This is a genomic window from Cyanobium sp. Tous-M-B4 (genome assembly GCF_024345395.1).
GTDB lineage: Bacteria > Cyanobacteriota > Cyanobacteriia > PCC-6307 > Cyanobiaceae > Cyanobium_A.
Genome location: NZ_JAGQBA010000003.1, coordinates 159,678 through 173,774, shown reverse-complemented (window position 1 = coordinate 173,774; position 14,097 = coordinate 159,678). Strand labels below are relative to the sequence as shown.

The following is a 14,097-nucleotide window of genomic DNA, read 5'->3' as shown; positions in this document are numbered from 1 at the left end:
ACGGCTTTTCCTGATGGCCAGCCCCCGCACCAGCTTGCTCGTGCTGGTCGGTATTGGTGCTTGTGCGGCCACGGCGGTTGTGGCCAGGGAGGTGGTGACCCCTCCCGGTGGCTCTTCCCGCATCAGCGACAGCCCCAAGGAGGTGATCGACCAGACGTGGCAGATCGTCTTCCGCGACTACCTCGATATCAACGGCAAGTACAAGCCAGAGCAGTGGCGCACCCTGCGGCGTGATGTGCTCGCCAAGAGTTACGGCAGCCCTAAGGAGGCCTATGAAGCGATCCGGGGCATGCTCGGCAGCCTCGATGATCCCTACACCCGTTTTCTCGATCCACGGGAATTCAAAGAGATGCAGATCGACACCTCTGGAGAACTTTCCGGGGTGGGAATCCAGCTGAGCTTGGATAAGGAAACAAAAAATCTGGTGGTGGTGTCACCGATTGAAGGTTCGCCCGCATCGCGGGCTGGCGTTCAGCCCAAGGATGTGATTGTGGCGATCGATGGTAAGTCGACCAAGGGCATGAGCACCGAGGATGCCGTCAAGCTGATCCGTGGTCAGGCTGGCACCACGGTGACCCTCACCCTCAAGCGCAAGGCTCAGACCCTGGAGTTGCCCCTTACCCGGGAGCGCATCGAGCTCCATGCCGTCGACCACCAGATCAACACCACTGCCGATGGCGTCAAGGTGGGTTATATCCGCCTCAAGCAATTCAATGCCACCGCCACCAAGGACATGCGCCAGGCGGTGAAGGACCTAGAAGAAAAGGGAGCCCAGGGTTATGTGCTCGATCTGCGCAGCAACCCAGGCGGCCTGCTGATGGCAAGCGTGGAGATTGCTCGCCAGTGGCTAAACGAGGGCACGATCGTGTCCACCAAAACCCGTGATGGCATCCAGGATGTCAAGCGCGCCAACGGCCGTGCCCTCACCACTAAGCCCATGGTGGTACTGGTCAATGAGGGTTCAGCTAGCGCCAGTGAAATTCTCTCCGGCGCCCTGCAGGACAACAACCGGGCGGTGTTGGTGGGCCAGAAAACCTTCGGCAAGGGCTTGGTGCAGTCGGTGCGGGGGCTATCCGATGGTTCCGGCATGACCGTGACCATCGCCAAATACCTCACCCCCAGTGGCCGGGACATCCACAAGCACGGCATCGACCCTGATGTGACGGCGAAAATGACCGAGCTCGAGGCCCAGCGCCTCAAGCTCGAGGATCTCGGTACCAAGAAGGACAGCCAATACCGGGTGGCGGAAACCACGCTGGTCAAACGGCTTCGCAATGCCAACAGCGTTGAGAAGGCTTACAACCCACGCAGCGCCAATGTGCCGGCGGCCGTGGCTCCTCAGGGCTCCAGCGCGCCATAGGCGCCGTAGCGCCTGCGAATTTCCAGGTGGATACCCGGTTCGGGCTGCCAGCACAGGGCTACTCCTTCTGGCACCCCAGACTGCCGGCGATCCGCCGTTTGGAGCGTTATCCCTAAAGCTGCCGGCAGGCTCCAGATCAAGCCTGGGCCAGGGAGGGCCGGCCTAGCTAAGGCCTGCAGCGGCGCTGGAGGTAATGGTTCCTCCATCCCTGGCCGCGCTTCGCTTACAACCACCAGCGATTCGAGCCGTTCGCTGCCATGGCGAATCACGGCGCGGCGGCGGCGCTCGCCCCACACCAAGCAGAGCTCGCTCACCCAGGGCCAGGCACCGATGCGATCGGGGCCCAGGCTCCAGTGCCCCTCTGGGCTGATTTGCATTTCTGCCGGAGGCTCATCAAAATCCATTGAGCGCATCTGGCCACTGCTGACGTTGGTCAACGCAGCCACTACTTTGCCGCCCTGGTCTTGCACTGAGAGCTGGCTTTTGAAGCGCTCCTGCTCCAGGCCATGTCCATTACAGCGAATGAAGCAGCCATGCCAATCGCCCGAGTTGTGGGCGAGCAAGATTTCACGCCGCATATGGGCAGTAAGCGGCGAGGATGGCGTATGCATATGGAAAATTTGTGGCTGTGCCGCTTGATTCGCCCCCAGCCCAAATGATCCAGCCTGCGTCGATTTGGGAGATGAAACCCTGGTGGTGCCAGCCTTGGAGCATCTTGCTCACCGGTGCAGTTGTGGTGGCAGGGAGCTGGTTGCTACTTCAGCGCTGGTGGATCACCGCGCCTGCAGCCATAGGGGTGCTGGCTTGGTGGCTGCTTTTTTTGGTTGTGGTGCCAGCTGCTTATCAGTCCGAACTACGGGCCGCTGAAGCTGAAAAGCTTTGAACTTCGCTTAATTTAAAAACTCTTCGCCAGGAGAAATCAGGCCACCGGTTGCATCAGGCCACCGCCGGGGCCGGAATCGTCGTCATCGTTGTTGTTGCCGGGTCCTGGTTGAAGCAGTGCATACATGCCGATCGCCAGGAGGCTCACCACTCCAGAAACGAGGCTGAACCCGCCCCCTAAGCCTGAACTTGCCCCGATCACTTCGCCCATGGATCGTCGTTACACAACTTCTCATGAATGTAACGGATTTTTGCGGGAGCTGGTTGGCTTAAGGGGCCCTTGGGCCCAAGACCGGCTCGCTTACGGCGCCTACACCGCCAACACCTCTTCGTTGCGGGCCTTGAGCTGCTCGCGCCGCTGGGCTTCGGTGAGGCCATCGCTGCCTGGGATCTGCTCCGCCATTTGGTTGAGCCAGCCCATCAGCTCCTCGAGCTGCTTCTCAGCAGGCAGCACCCCCAGGCCCCGGGCCAGCACCTTGGCGGTGGCGCCCGATCCGGGCTGAAACACCAGGCGGCCATGGAGGTGTTGGGGCAGGCCCTGGCGCAGTAGGCGGAAGGCGGGCTCCTCCATGGGGGTTTCCAGGGCGATGTTGGGTTTTTCTGGCTTGATGCGCGAGAAGCCACAGCGCTTGGCCACCAACTTCAGCTCCATCAGCTGCAACAGCGAGATCACCGGCGCCGGAATGGCGCCGTAGCGATCCACCCAGCCGGTGGCCAGCTCCAGCAACTCCTCCTTGCCGCCGCACGCGGCGGCGGCCCGGTAGGCGGCGATCTTCTCGTCGTTTTCCGTGATCCAATCGCCTGGGATGAAGGCGGTCACAGGCAGGTCGATCTGGGTGTCTTCCACCACTGGGATGTCCTGGCCTTGGATTTCAGCCAGCGACTCCTGCAGCATTTCCATATAAAGGTCGAAGCCGATGGTTTCCATTTGGCCGCTCTGCTCCACTCCCAGCAGGTTGCCGACGCCACGGATCTCCATATCGCGCATGGCCAGCTGGTAGCCAGAACCCAGCTGGGCGAATTCCTGAATCGCCCGCAGCCGTTGCCGTGCTGCTTCGCTGAGGGAGGCATTGCCTGGATAAAAGAGCCAGGCATGGGCCTGAATACCGCTGCGACCCACCCGGCCCCGCAGCTGATACAGCTGGGCCAGGCCGAACTTGTGGGCGTCCTCGATCAGGATCGTGTTCACCCGCGGGATGTCGAGGCCGCTCTCCACGATCGTCGTGCAGAGCATCAGGTCGGCCTCGCCGGCGTTGAAGGCCACCATGGCGCTCTCCAGCTCGCCTTCTGCCATCTGGCCGTGGGCGACCAGCAGTCGCAGGCCCGGGATCATTAGCCGCAGGCCAGAGGCCACGTCTTCGATACCCTCCACCCTCGGCACCACGTAAAAGATCTGGCCGCCGCGGTCGAGCTCCTGGCGGATGGCGCTGCGCACCGCCTCCTCGTCAAGGGCGGCCAGGTGGGTCTTGATTGGCCGGCGCAGCGGTGGTGGTGTGGTGATCAGGCTCATCTCCCGCACGCCGGAAAGGCTCATGTAGAGGGTGCGGGGGATCGGCGTGGCTGAAAGGGTCAGCACGTCTACGTCTTTTCTCAGCGCCTTGATCTTTTCTTTCTGGTTGACGCCAAAGCGCTGCTCCTCATCCACCACCAGCAGACCCAGCTGCTTGAAGCCGGTGCTTTTGGAGAGCAGTTGGTGGGTGCCCACCACCACATCAACCGTGCCCTCGCCCAATCCTTCCAGGATTGTTTTGCGTTCGGCGGTGGTGCGGAAGCGGTTTAGCAGGCTCACCTTCATCGGGTAGGGCGCAAAGCGCTCCGAAAGGGAGCGCCAGTGCTGCTGCGCCAGCACCGTGGTGGGGGCCAGCATCGCCACCTGCTTGCCCGCCGTGACCGCCTTGAAGATCGCCCGGATCGCCACCTCGGTTTTGCCAAAGCCCACGTCGCCGCACACCAGCCGGTCCATCGGCTGGGGCTGCTCCATATCCCGCTTCACATCGGCGATGGCCTTCACCTGGTCGGGGGTGGGCTCGTAGGGGAAGGAGTCTTCGAGCTCGTGTTGCCAGGGGCCGTCGGCGGGGAAGGCGAAGCCCGGTGCCTGGTGGCGCTCGGCGTAGAGCTTGACCAGATCCACCGCCACCTTGCGCACGGCCTTTTTGGCGCGCTCCTTGGCCTTGGCCCAGGCCGTGCCACCCATGCGGTTGAGGTCTGGAGGCGCATCGGTGCTGGCGCGGTACCGGCCGAGGCTGCCCAGCTGGTCTGCCGCAACCCGCAATAGACCGTCGGCGTACTGCACCACCAGGTAATCGCGGGATTCGCCGCCGATCGCCAGCTTTTCCAGCTTCAGAAACTTGCCGACGCCGTGGTTGCGATGCACCACGAAATCGCCCGGCTGCATCTTGCCCGGATCCACGGTGCGGCTGGCGGCCTTGCGGCGCCGGCGCACGTAGCCGCTGGCGGCCAGGGCGTGCTGGCCAAAGAACTCTCGGTCGGTGACCAGCACCAGCCGCCAGGCCGGTAGCTGCAGCCCTTCGAGCTCGGCGGTGCCCTTGGTTTTCAGGGCCACCGGCGTGGCCTGCTCCACCAGTCGGTCGATGGCCGGAAAGTCGGCGGGATTGGGCACGAAGCGAGTGACGCAGTCGTGTTCCTCCAGCAGGGCTACCGCCCGCGAGGGCTGGGCCGACAGCAGCCAGACCGTGGCTTTTTCGGCCACAAAGCCCTTCACCAGGCCGGCCAGCTTGCCGAAGGCATTGGGGTATGCCGGCACCGAGCGGGAGGCCAGGTCAAAGCTGTTGGGGTGCTGGTCGGTTTCGTGCAGCTCGGCCAGATCGAAACCGGCAAACACCTCCGCCTGCTCCAGGGCGTCTGCCGCGGGGCGATGCAGGAGCGGCGGCAAAATGGTTGGCGCTGCGCTGGCTTCTAGTTCCAGCTCCTGCACCACATCGGCGTAGTGGTCGCAGGCATGGTCAAACCACTGCTGGCCATGGGAGAGGCAGTGGCGCCGCTCATCGATGGCAATCAGGGTGTGGGGCGGCAAATAATCCAGCAGGGAGGCCGGCTGCTGCCAAGCCAGGCCCATCAGCCTCCGCATCCCCTCCGGGGTGCCTCCTTCCAGCAGCTGCTCGAGGGCCTCGGGGCTGAGCATTTGCTCGAGCCCATCCGGCATCGACTCGCGCAGGGCATCGGCGATCAGGGGGCCGTAGCCGGTGGGTGTGAGCCGCACCACCTCGATGGCGTCTAGGGAGCGCTGGGAGGCGGGATCGAATTCCCGCAGTTTCTCCAGTTCTTCGCCAAACAGCTCCAGCCGCACGGGCAGCTCCGCACTCACCGGAAACACATCAACGATGTCGCCGCGTCGGCTCCAGCTGCCCTCCTGCTCGATGGTGGGCACCCGTTCGTAGCCCAGCCGGCTGAGGGTGGTGGCGAGTTGTTCAAGGTCGATCGTGTCGCCCTTGCGCAGGCTCAGGCACTGGGCCTGCAGGGTTTCAGGGGGCGGCAGGTGCGGCTGCAGGGCCCTTTCCGTTGCCACGATTGCCAGGCGGCGGGGGGTATCCAGCAGTTCGCTGAGCACCTGCAACTGGCCCCAGGTGATTTCGCTGGTGGGGTCAAAGGGCTCGTAAGGGCTGCCCTCGCTGGTGGGGTAGAGCTGGCAGCTGTTCCACCCCATTAGCTCCAGCAGCGCTGCCCAGCGGCCCGCTTCCTCCAAGGTGGGAACCAGCACCAGCAAGGGCGCCTCGGCAGCACCAGCCAGGGCGCTGCTCACCAGGGCCCGCGCACTGCGCCCTGCCCCACTGAGCCGCAGGCGGTCGGCCCGCTGCAGCCGCAGCAATACCTCGCCGGTGAGGGGCACCTGCTGCAGCTGGCGCACCAGGGCGGTGAGGGGCATGGGGTCAGGGAATCTCAGAAGGCTCCGATCTTCGCAACTGGCACCAGAGTGGTGTTGGTTGCCGCCAACTTCTGCTCCTCTTTCTTCGCCCGTTCAGCACCAAGAGCTTGGCTAAGGCGCCAGCCGTGTTGGTGCTGGGCGGCTTGCTGGCTCTGCTGGGGGCTTGCTTGGCAAGCGTGCCTGCGCGACCAACGGCCCAAGCGGCAGGTCTGCAGCCTGAACAGGAGGCGGCCTTGCTGCAGCAACTGGCTACGGCTGATCGTCAGTGGCTGCCGCGGGCTGAAACCCTGCCCAGTGGTGCGGTGCGTTATCACTACCGCCGCCGGGCCAACGAACCCAAGCTGTCTGTGGCGGAGCTTCGGGCCCTGATCGCCAACCCGCCCAGCTTTGGGGCCGAGCGCCTGGCGATCGGTGAGCTGCTCATGGTGCTGGCCAAAGCCGGGGTGCGTCTGGAGCTGAGCCAGCCCCGCAAGCCGGGGGCGGCGGGAGAATGGGACCCGGCAGCCCGCACCCTGCGCATTCAGCCCCGGGTGGTGGCGAAGGGCAGTGTCGAGTTTGCCCGGGTGCTCAACCACGAGGCCATCCACGTCGCCCAGAGCTGCAGCAACCGGGGACTGCGTTCCCGCCCCCGCCCCCTAGGTCTGCCCTCGGCCTTGCCCGATCACCTAGCTGCTGTGCTCAATGAAACCGTCTACAGCAAGGCATCGGAGCAGGAGCGGCAACTGGAGCGGGAGGCCTATGCCAATCAAACCCGCTTGAACCTGGGGGCCCAGTTGGTGCGCCGCCATTGCGGCACCTAAACGGTTGGCTCGGCCCGTTTGCGCAAAATTTGCCTATGGGCGCCGTAAGATCAAAACTAGAGATTGAGCAAATTTTGGCTACCGAACAGTCACAGCCTGAGAGCACTGCGGCTTCGGTTCAACCCACTATTGAATCCCTGCAGAACGGAGATAGCCCCTTTGTCTTGGCTGATTCCCTAGGGCAAGTGGTTTCGATTAACCAGGCATTCGAGCAGACCTACGGCTGGACTGAAGATCAGTTGCGCGGTCAATCCCTGAGCTTGATCTTGCCGGGTGCTTTTCAGATGTCTCACCAGTTGGGATTTTCCCGCTTCCAAGCCACGGAGCAATCCACCATTCTTGCCCACCCGTTGCGCCTAAAAACCGTCTGCGCCGACGGTAGTGAGGTGGTGTCCGAACATTTCATCTTGGGAGAAAAGCGCGAGTCTGGCTGGGTTTTTGGGGCCACCCTCACCCCCTTGCCAGGCTGCGCGGAGACTGATGCCTGAAGCCTCCAGCCCAAATACCGAAACAGGACTGGTCCTGGAGTTGCGCCGTACCTTGGGGCGGCTTGATTCTGCCCTTGGCCAGATCAGTGAAGGACTCGTTCTGGTCAATGCGATCGGCCAAGTGTTGTGGACTAACGCCTCCTTTGATGAATTTTTAGGAAAGACTCGACTTGAGATTCTTGGAGCAGATTTGCACAAGATCTTGCCACTAAATATTGTTGGCGACCCTATTCTTACTATTGATCAGACGCGGGGGGGATTGCTAAAGACCGGTTTTGTTACTGTAATTATCAGTGAAGATCCAGTTCACGCTCTAGAAATCGAATGGCGGCCCGTAGTCACGGAAGTGCCTAATCCGTTGATGTTCTCCTTTCGTGATGTGAGTGCCCGAATATCATATGATGAGCTGCAGCAGAAAAGCCAGCAGATCGAAGAGAGATGGTTGTCGGCTAATCAAAAGTACATAGATCTGCAGTCCAAGCAGCTGGCCCTGGCGGCCAAGGTGATGAAGTGCCCGGTAACTGGCTTGCCCAATCGTCGCGGCTTGCGGGCCCGTATGGCTGCGGCCTTGCGCCAACTTCGTCGCCAGCCCGGCTCAGTCACCCTGCTGTTTTGTGATCTAAATCGTTTTAAGGAGGTAAACGATTTTTACGGACATCAAGTCGGCGATGAGTTGTTGATTGAGGTGGGGAAACGGCTCCAATCCACCCTGCGTCCTGAGGATATGCTTGCCAGGCTGGGCGGGGACGAATTCGTGATTTTGAGCCCTGACATTCCCACGCCAATGGCAGCGGTTCAGTTGGCGGAACGCTTGCAGTCACTGGTCTCCAGGACCTGGACTACCCAGGATTATTCGATTTCACCCACCATGGCTGTGGGCATTGCCTCTACTGATGATTCGGAAGTCACGGTAGATGAGTTGTTGCGCCGCGCTGATCTGGCGATGTATGCGGCCAAGGCTAGCGATGAGCGCTCAATCACTATCTACGACAACGTGATTGATGATCAGGTTAAGCGGGGTATTTTGATTAAGCGTCAGTTGCAACATGCAATCGATAGTGATCTGCTGCGGGTTGATTTTCAGCCCATCGTCGATCTAAAGAGCCGCGATTCTATTGGTTTTGAGGCGCTAGCCCGCATTCGTGATTTCGAGGGCGGCTGGATGTCGCCAATCGACTTCATCCCAGTTGCAGAGAGTGTGGGCCTAATTGATCCGTTGGGAGATTTGGTGTTGCGCCGGTGCTTGGCGGTGCTGAAATTGGCAAATGATATAACCCCTGACCTTGTATTTTCGATCAATGTTAGTCCGCTTCAAATCTGTCGGGAGGGCCTTGCAGGCAGAATGATTGCCCTAGCAGAGCGTTATGAGATTGATCTCTCTCGCCTGGCTGTGGAGGTCACCGAATCCGTGTTGATAGATCGCCCCCATTCAGCAATGCGCGAGCTGCACTCCCTGCGCGCCGTGGGTTGTCGCATATATCTGGATGACTTTGGTACCGGTTACTCGAGTATGTCCTGGCTTGCCCAACTGCCTATTGATGCAATCAAGATCGATCGTAGTTTTACCGCTGGTCTGCTGAACGATCCCCGTCGCAGCGTTGTGGTGGCTTCGATGATCAGGCTGTCTCACGATCTTGGTTTGGATGTGATCGCCGAAGGGGTTGAGCTTGAAGCCCAGGCAGATGCTCTACTGGCAATGGGCTGCTGCAAAGGGCAGGGCTATCTATTTGGTCACCCAGCACCCTTTCCCCAACCAGTTAAAGTTTTAGTTCCCTAAACCTGCGGGCGAGCTTGGGCGAGCCATTCGCTTTCCAGCAACATATTGAATTGCAGTAGTTGGTTGTCGCTCAGTAGTTGGCGACTGGCTAATTCAAAGTGCTGCTCGAGAAAGGCGCGACCTTGGCCCTGATCCCACTGCAACTGGCTAAGCAGCTCCTCACACTGGCTGAGCAGCTCCTTGCGCCGTAAGGGGGGTGGTGCGCTGGCGGGGTCGCTGCTCTCGGCAAAGCCCTCTAGGGCTTGTAAGTAGGCCAGCAGGTCCCCGTAGCTGGTGAGGCGGTTGCGGTTGGGGTGGCCGAATACCCGCTCCAGATAGATGGCCTCCTGCTCGCGATTCCAGCCGAGCCGCTGCAGCTGTAAATCCAGTCGGGCCAACTCGCTGCTCCAATCCTCCGGGTCGGCCGGTGGTTCTTCGATCGCCTGAGCAGGCGGGGGGCTGGGCGCGGCTGGGCGCTCGGCTTGGGGTTTGGGCTGAACCTGGGCGGGCGTACTAATAGCCCGGTCGGGCGTGGGGGCGCTCGAAGTGGGGGGTGCGGCCACTGGAAGGTGTTCACCCAGGCGTTGGCGGGCACGGTCTTCTGCTGCCTCGGCCGTCGACGCTTCGCCTAATGCCGCGTCGATTACCTGGCCAGCACGACTTATTTGCACCAGCACCACTCGGCTGCCTGCTTCGGCATGGAGCAGCTGGACGTTGAACTGCAGCTCGCCTAACGGATGCTCCAACCCAGCTTTCTAGAGTGGAACCATCTTGACCCGCTGCAGCCCGTGGAAGCGGAGTCGATCCAATCCCTCACCCCCCTGCTCAACCAAGCAGACCAGTGGCGTGAGGTGCTGTTGTTGCTGCCCCTGTTGGTGGCCCTAGAAGCGGTGCTCTCCGCCGACAACGCCATTGCCCTGGCGGCGATCGCCCGGGGCCTGGAGGATCCGGCCCGGCAGCGCCAGGCCCTTAATCTCGGCCTTGCTCTTGCCCTGGTGTTTCGGCTTGGTTTGATCGTGGCTGCCCGCTGGGTGCTCAATTTCTGGCCGCTGCAACTGGCGGCGGCGGCCTACTTGTTGTGGCTGTGCGGGCGCCACCTGCTGCTGGTGTGGTCTGAGCCCGAAGTGGCGGCAGGCGATGCCGCTGCAGCAGATGGCGCCGACTCTGCTGGAGCCCAGCCCGGCTCCCTGCACCACGCCGGGCTGGCCTCAATTGTGGCCACCCTGGCCCTTACCGATCTGGCTTTTTCGCTTGACAGCGTTGCTGCAGCAGTGGCGGTGAGTGACCGGCTGTGGCTGGTGATGGCCGGTGGGGTGATCGGGGTTATTGCACTGCGACTCACCGCTGAACTGTTTATTCGTTGGCTTGAGGTTTACAAGCACCTGGAAACGGCCGGTTATCTGGCGGTGGGTCTGGTGGGCATTCGGCTGCTGCTGCGCCTGGGCTTGCCCCAGGTTGTGCCTCCGGAGTGGCTGCTGCTGCTGCTTGTGGCTGCCTTGTTTGCTTGGGGCTTTTCGGTGCGCCTGCCTTTGGCGCCGAAACCTCTAGAGCCATGAGGGTGGAGCTGCGCCTGATCGGCAGCGATCGCCTGCTCGATTGGCTAGAGGTGCCTGAGCTGGCTGAGGTGCCCCATCCGGGCCGCTGGCTTGAGGCTGGCGGCCGCAGTTTTCTAGTGCTGCAGCGGCGCCACCGCTATCAATTGCGCAATGGCCGCTACGAACTTGCCAGCGTCGCTCTGCAGGTGAAGCCCCAGCGCCAGCCCACCGATGCCCGCTGGTGGCAAAACCAGTGGGTGATCGGCAACCCCGATTGCCGTTTCAACGCCCGCAGCCCGCTGCTGCGCTGTGCCGTGCTTCCTGATGGCCCATGCGAGCGCTGCAGCCACTTCGCCTGTCCCTAGGGTGGGGGATCACGCAACACCTGCAATCCGTCAGCCCTCTCCACGATCCGGCACCGCGATTGCCGATTCCAGTCCGGCGGCGGTGGACCCTGCCGTGCTCAGCAGCGATGCTCCTGAGCTGGTCGACTTTGCATCGTTTGGGCTGGGTGAGCCGATCTTGAAGGCGGTAACCGAAAAGGGTTACACCAAGCCCTCACCGATCCAGGGCCAGTGCATCCCGGCGGTGCTGGCGGGTCATGACGTGATGGCGGCGGCCCAGACCGGCACGGGCAAGACCGCCGGTTTCACCCTGCCGATGCTGGAGCGGCTGCGCCACGGCCCCCACGCCCGCGCCGGCATTGTGCGCTCCCTAGTGCTCACCCCCACCCGCGAGCTGGCTGCGCAGGTGGGCGAAAGCGTGCGGGCTTATGGCCGCTACCTCGAACTGCGCAGCGACGTGGTGTTCGGCGGGGTCAAGGTGAATCCTCAGATTTCCAGGTTGCAGCGCGGCACTGACGTGCTGGTGGCCACACCGGGCCGGTTGATGGACCTCTACCAGCAGAAAGCCCTGCGGCTCGACCGGGTCGAGATCCTGGTGCTCGATGAGGCCGACCGGATGCTGGATATGGGCTTCATCCGCGATATCCAGAAAATCCTGGCCCTGCTGCCGCCCAAGCGTCAAAACCTGCTCTTCTCAGCCACCTTCTCCGGGGATATTCGCCGCCTCGCCACCGGTCTGCTGCACAACCCCGTGCAGCTCCAGGCCACTCCCGAAAACCGCACCGCTCCCACGGTGGAGCACCTGTTGCATCCCTGCGACATGGACCGCAAGGCTGATCTGCTCAGCCACCTGATCAGCAGCAATAACTGGCAGCAGGTGCTGGTGTTTTCCCGCACCAAGCACGGTGCCAACCGCATGGCCGAGCGACTCACCCGCGAGGGGATGTCGGCTTCGGCTATCCATGGCAACAAAAGCCAGGGAGCTCGTACCCGAGCCCTGGCCGACTTCAAGGCTGGTTCTTTGCGGGTGCTGGTGGCAACAGACCTGGCGGCCCGGGGCATTGACATTCACCAGCTGCCCCACGTCGTCAACCTAGACCTGCCGAACCAGGCCGAGGACTACGTTCACCGGATTGGCCGCACCGGCCGGGCCGGCCACAACGGCCATGCCATTTCCCTGGTGGCAGCAGAGGAAAGTGAGCTGCTGCGGGCCATTGAGCGCATGATCGGCACCCGTCTGCCGCGGCAGGAGGTGCCCGGTTTTGAACCCAAGGTGCTATCAGCTCCACCCTTGGATCTCAGTGGTGGGAGGGGTAAGGGCAGGGGCGGTGGTGCTCGCCGTGGTGGACCGCCAGCTGGACCCTCCCGCAGCGGTAGTGATGGGGGCCGCCGGGGTCGCTACAGCTCTGGGCGCTGATCTAGCCCTAACGGCAGCATTCGACACACCGGCTAAGGGTTGTCTCCGCTCGGATGGAGCCGTTGAAGTCTCCCCCTATGCCCTACGAGCCCGGATCCCCTGAATGCCGCGTCCTGATCGACTGCAAGGTTCAGATTGAGTCGATGTTGCTGGCCCTGGGGCGCATCGAAAACAGCCAGCACATCCGCGACCAGCTGTTGTCTGTGCACAACCAACTTGAGGGGCTGCACGCCATCCACCGCAAGGCAGTGGCCGCTCCGCTGCCTGCGGGCGAGCCTTAAGGATCAACCAGTCGCCTGGGCAGCTAGGAGCCCGCTTTTCTGCTGTCCCAGTTCAAAACCGTGACAGGTGGCATAGGCGCTGGCCAGGGTTGCAACCCGGCGGCGCCTGTGGGGCTGCTGCTCGTGGCTGACCACGTAGCGGCCTGTCGTTTCCCTGTAGATCAGGCAACCATTGCCGGTTTCGCCGACGTAGGACAGTTCGTTTCCCATGGTTGCCGAGCAAGGTCTCCCTCCTCTCTAGCTGCAGTTACTGGCCTTGAAAAGTGAGGGAGTCCTAACAACACAGAACTTAAATTGGCCCTAGGGGGCCCCAAGCTGATCACCTGTGTTGCAGCCAAGTTGTTGCAGCAGGCTCTGGCCTTGGGCAGGGGACTTGCCCTCCAATTGGGCAGCTCGTACCAGCAATGGGCAACCAGCAGTGCCAACCACTAAGCCCGCATCGGCAGCAAGGGCCAGCACGGTTCCTGGTGCCGCTGCTGCCGACAACGCTCCTTTCGACAACACTCCTGGCTCTACCAGTAAGCAGCGAGCTTCTGGACTCAGTTGAGAAGCGAGCCTGGCGACCAGAGGTTCGGTGGCTAGAAGTTTCAGTCGCTTGCCCTGCCACTGGGTGACAGCGCCTGGGTACAGGCCCATGACCCGACGATGAATTTCCAGAGCCGACTGGTTCCAGTCGACTACCAGGTCGTCCTTGGTGAGCATCCGGGCGTAGCTGAGGCCCACTTCTCCCTGGGCACGAACCCCGAGCCGGGCAAGCCGTTCGGCTTCTGGTCCCGTTCCGGCTGCTTCTATACGCGGCAGGGCCTCTACCAGCAGCTCGGCGCCGAGCTGCGCTAGCCGCTGGCCCAGCTGCTGGGAGTTCTCCAGCAGGCCAATGGAGATGGAGCGCTCCAGCAGCACCGGCCCGGTATCAAGGCCCTCCTCCATGGCCATGATCCCTACGCCGGTGCTGCTGTCGCCCTGCAGCAGGCACCACTGGATCGGTCCAGCGCCACGCCAGCGGGGCAGCAGGGAGCCATGGGCGTTCCAGCAGCCCAGAGGGGGCTGGGCCAGCACCTCTGGCGGCAGGATCTGGCCAAATGCCACCACCACGTACAGATCGGCGCCGAGGGCGCTAAGCCGGGCTTGAAGCTCGGGCTCGCGGCGGATACGCTCTGGCGTGAATACCGGCAGGCCTAGGTCCAGGGCTCTTGCCTTGACAGGACTTGGCAATAGATCTTTTCCTCGCCCCCGCCGCCGATCTGGCTGGCTGACTACCCCCACCAGCTCGTGCCCTGCCGCCACCAGGGCATCAAGGCTGGGCACCGCGTAGGCGGGGGTGCCCCAAAACAGGATCTTCAAGGACAGATGA

15 protein-coding genes are annotated in these 14,097 nt (G+C 62.4%); 9 read left to right on the top strand and 6 right to left on the bottom strand.

Going from position 1 to position 14,097, the window contains the following annotated elements; translation table 11 throughout:
* The first annotated feature begins 13 nt into the window (after window positions 1–13).
* Window positions 14–1,360, top strand: a complete 1,347-nt coding sequence (locus KBY73_RS07190) for a S41 family peptidase (RefSeq protein WP_254936406.1) — start codon at window positions 14–16, stop codon at window positions 1,358–1,360.
* Here the strand turns inward: KBY73_RS07190 and KBY73_RS07185 are convergent.
* Window positions 1,339–1,938 carry a DUF3598 family protein gene (locus tag KBY73_RS07185; RefSeq protein WP_254936405.1) on the bottom strand — a complete coding sequence of 200 codons (600 nt, stop codon included), beginning with the start codon at window positions 1,936–1,938 and terminating at the stop codon, window positions 1,339–1,341. The genes KBY73_RS07190 and KBY73_RS07185 overlap by 22 nt on opposite strands.
* 77 nt (window positions 1,939–2,015) lie before the next feature.
* Here KBY73_RS07185 and KBY73_RS07180 point away from each other — a divergent pair, with 77 nt between their 5' ends.
* A complete protein-coding gene (locus KBY73_RS07180; protein WP_254936404.1) occupies window positions 2,016–2,243 on the top strand; it encodes a DUF6737 family protein in 228 nt (75 codons plus the stop codon).
* A gap of 36 nt (window positions 2,244–2,279) precedes the next feature.
* Here KBY73_RS07180 and KBY73_RS07175 read toward each other — a convergent pair whose 3' ends face one another.
* Window positions 2,280–2,453: a hypothetical protein gene (locus KBY73_RS07175; RefSeq protein ID WP_254936403.1), complete on the bottom strand. Its 174-nt coding sequence runs from the start codon at window positions 2,451–2,453 to the stop codon at window positions 2,280–2,282.
* Window positions 2,454–2,552: 99 nt separating this feature from the next.
* Window positions 2,553–6,125, bottom strand: a complete 3,573-nt coding sequence (gene mfd, locus KBY73_RS07170; protein WP_254936402.1) for a transcription-repair coupling factor — start codon at window positions 6,123–6,125, stop codon at window positions 2,553–2,555.
* Between the two features lie 125 nt (window positions 6,126–6,250).
* On the opposite strand from mfd, the gene KBY73_RS07165 reads away from it, so the two are divergent.
* Genes KBY73_RS07165 through KBY73_RS07155 form a run of 3 tightly spaced genes read left to right on the top strand, consistent with a single transcriptional unit; the run spans window position 6,251 to window position 9,190 of the window.
* Window positions 6,251–6,925 (top strand): hypothetical protein, encoded by a 675-nt coding sequence (locus KBY73_RS07165; RefSeq protein WP_254936401.1) that lies wholly within the window; start codon window positions 6,251–6,253, stop codon window positions 6,923–6,925.
* A complete protein-coding gene (locus tag KBY73_RS07160; protein ID WP_254936400.1) occupies window positions 6,913–7,413 on the top strand; it encodes a PAS domain S-box protein in 501 nt (166 codons plus the stop codon). The genes KBY73_RS07165 and KBY73_RS07160 overlap by 13 nt, the downstream gene beginning before the upstream one ends.
* A complete protein-coding gene (locus KBY73_RS07155) occupies window positions 7,406–9,190 on the top strand; it encodes a bifunctional diguanylate cyclase/phosphodiesterase (protein WP_254936399.1) in 1,785 nt (594 codons plus the stop codon). Before KBY73_RS07160 ends, KBY73_RS07155 begins: the two co-directional genes overlap by 8 nt.
* On the opposite strand, the gene KBY73_RS07150 is transcribed toward KBY73_RS07155, so the two are convergent.
* A complete protein-coding gene (locus KBY73_RS07150) occupies window positions 9,187–9,915 on the bottom strand; it encodes a hypothetical protein (protein WP_254936398.1) in 729 nt (242 codons plus the stop codon). The genes KBY73_RS07155 and KBY73_RS07150 overlap by 4 nt on opposite strands.
* Window positions 9,916–9,957: 42 nt before the next feature.
* On the opposite strand from KBY73_RS07150, the gene KBY73_RS07145 reads away from it, so the two are divergent.
* From KBY73_RS07145 to KBY73_RS07130, 4 genes are all read left to right on the top strand, one after another.
* A complete protein-coding gene (locus KBY73_RS07145; protein ID WP_254936653.1) occupies window positions 9,958–10,725 on the top strand; it encodes a TerC family protein in 768 nt (255 codons plus the stop codon).
* Window positions 10,722–11,069 carry a DUF6464 family protein gene (locus tag KBY73_RS07140; RefSeq protein ID WP_254936397.1) on the top strand — a complete coding sequence of 116 codons (348 nt, stop codon included), beginning with the start codon at window positions 10,722–10,724 and terminating at the stop codon, window positions 11,067–11,069. The genes KBY73_RS07145 and KBY73_RS07140 overlap by 4 nt, the downstream gene beginning before the upstream one ends.
* A 94-nt stretch (window positions 11,070–11,163) precedes the next feature.
* Window positions 11,164–12,465: a DEAD/DEAH box helicase gene (locus tag KBY73_RS07135; protein WP_254936396.1), complete on the top strand. Its 1,302-nt coding sequence runs from the start codon at window positions 11,164–11,166 to the stop codon at window positions 12,463–12,465.
* A gap of 62 nt (window positions 12,466–12,527) precedes the next feature.
* Window positions 12,528–12,746, top strand: coding sequence for a hypothetical protein (locus tag KBY73_RS07130; protein ID WP_315858408.1), 219 nt, complete (start codon window positions 12,528–12,530; stop codon window positions 12,744–12,746).
* A gap of 3 nt (window positions 12,747–12,749) precedes the next feature.
* Here the strand turns inward: KBY73_RS07130 and KBY73_RS07125 are convergent, their stop codons facing one another.
* The gene (locus tag KBY73_RS07125) at window positions 12,750–12,956 is read right to left on the bottom strand and encodes a hypothetical protein (protein ID WP_254936395.1); all 207 of its coding nucleotides are present in this window, start codon (window positions 12,954–12,956) and stop codon (window positions 12,750–12,752) included.
* Between the two features lie 90 nt (window positions 12,957–13,046).
* Complete coding sequence (fmt, locus tag KBY73_RS07120) at window positions 13,047–14,087, bottom strand: methionyl-tRNA formyltransferase (RefSeq protein ID WP_254936394.1); 1,041 nt, start codon at window positions 14,085–14,087, stop codon at window positions 13,047–13,049.
* Window positions 14,088–14,097: the final 10 nt, after the last annotated feature.

Excerpts from the sequence above, each read along its gene's own strand:
- KBY73_RS07140 (WP_254936397.1), top strand. The coding sequence starts at position 10,722 with ATGAGGGTGGAGCTGCGCCTGATCGGCAGCGATCGCCTGCTCGATTGG.
- KBY73_RS07185 (WP_254936405.1), bottom strand. The coding sequence starts at position 1,938 with ATGCGGCGTGAAATCTTGCTCGCCCACAACTCGGGCGATTGGCATGGC.
- mfd (WP_254936402.1), bottom strand. The coding sequence starts at position 6,125 with ATGCCCCTCACCGCCCTGGTGCGCCAGCTGCAGCAGGTGCCCCTCACC.
- KBY73_RS07190 (WP_254936406.1), top strand. The coding sequence starts at position 14 with ATGGCCAGCCCCCGCACCAGCTTGCTCGTGCTGGTCGGTATTGGTGCT.
- KBY73_RS07155 (WP_254936399.1), top strand. The coding sequence starts at position 7,406 with ATGCCTGAAGCCTCCAGCCCAAATACCGAAACAGGACTGGTCCTGGAG.
- KBY73_RS07125 (WP_254936395.1), bottom strand. The coding sequence starts at position 12,956 with ATGGGAAACGAACTGTCCTACGTCGGCGAAACCGGCAATGGTTGCCTG.
- KBY73_RS07180 (WP_254936404.1), top strand. The coding sequence starts at position 2,016 with ATGATCCAGCCTGCGTCGATTTGGGAGATGAAACCCTGGTGGTGCCAG.
- KBY73_RS07175 (WP_254936403.1), bottom strand. The coding sequence starts at position 2,453 with ATGGGCGAAGTGATCGGGGCAAGTTCAGGCTTAGGGGGCGGGTTCAGC.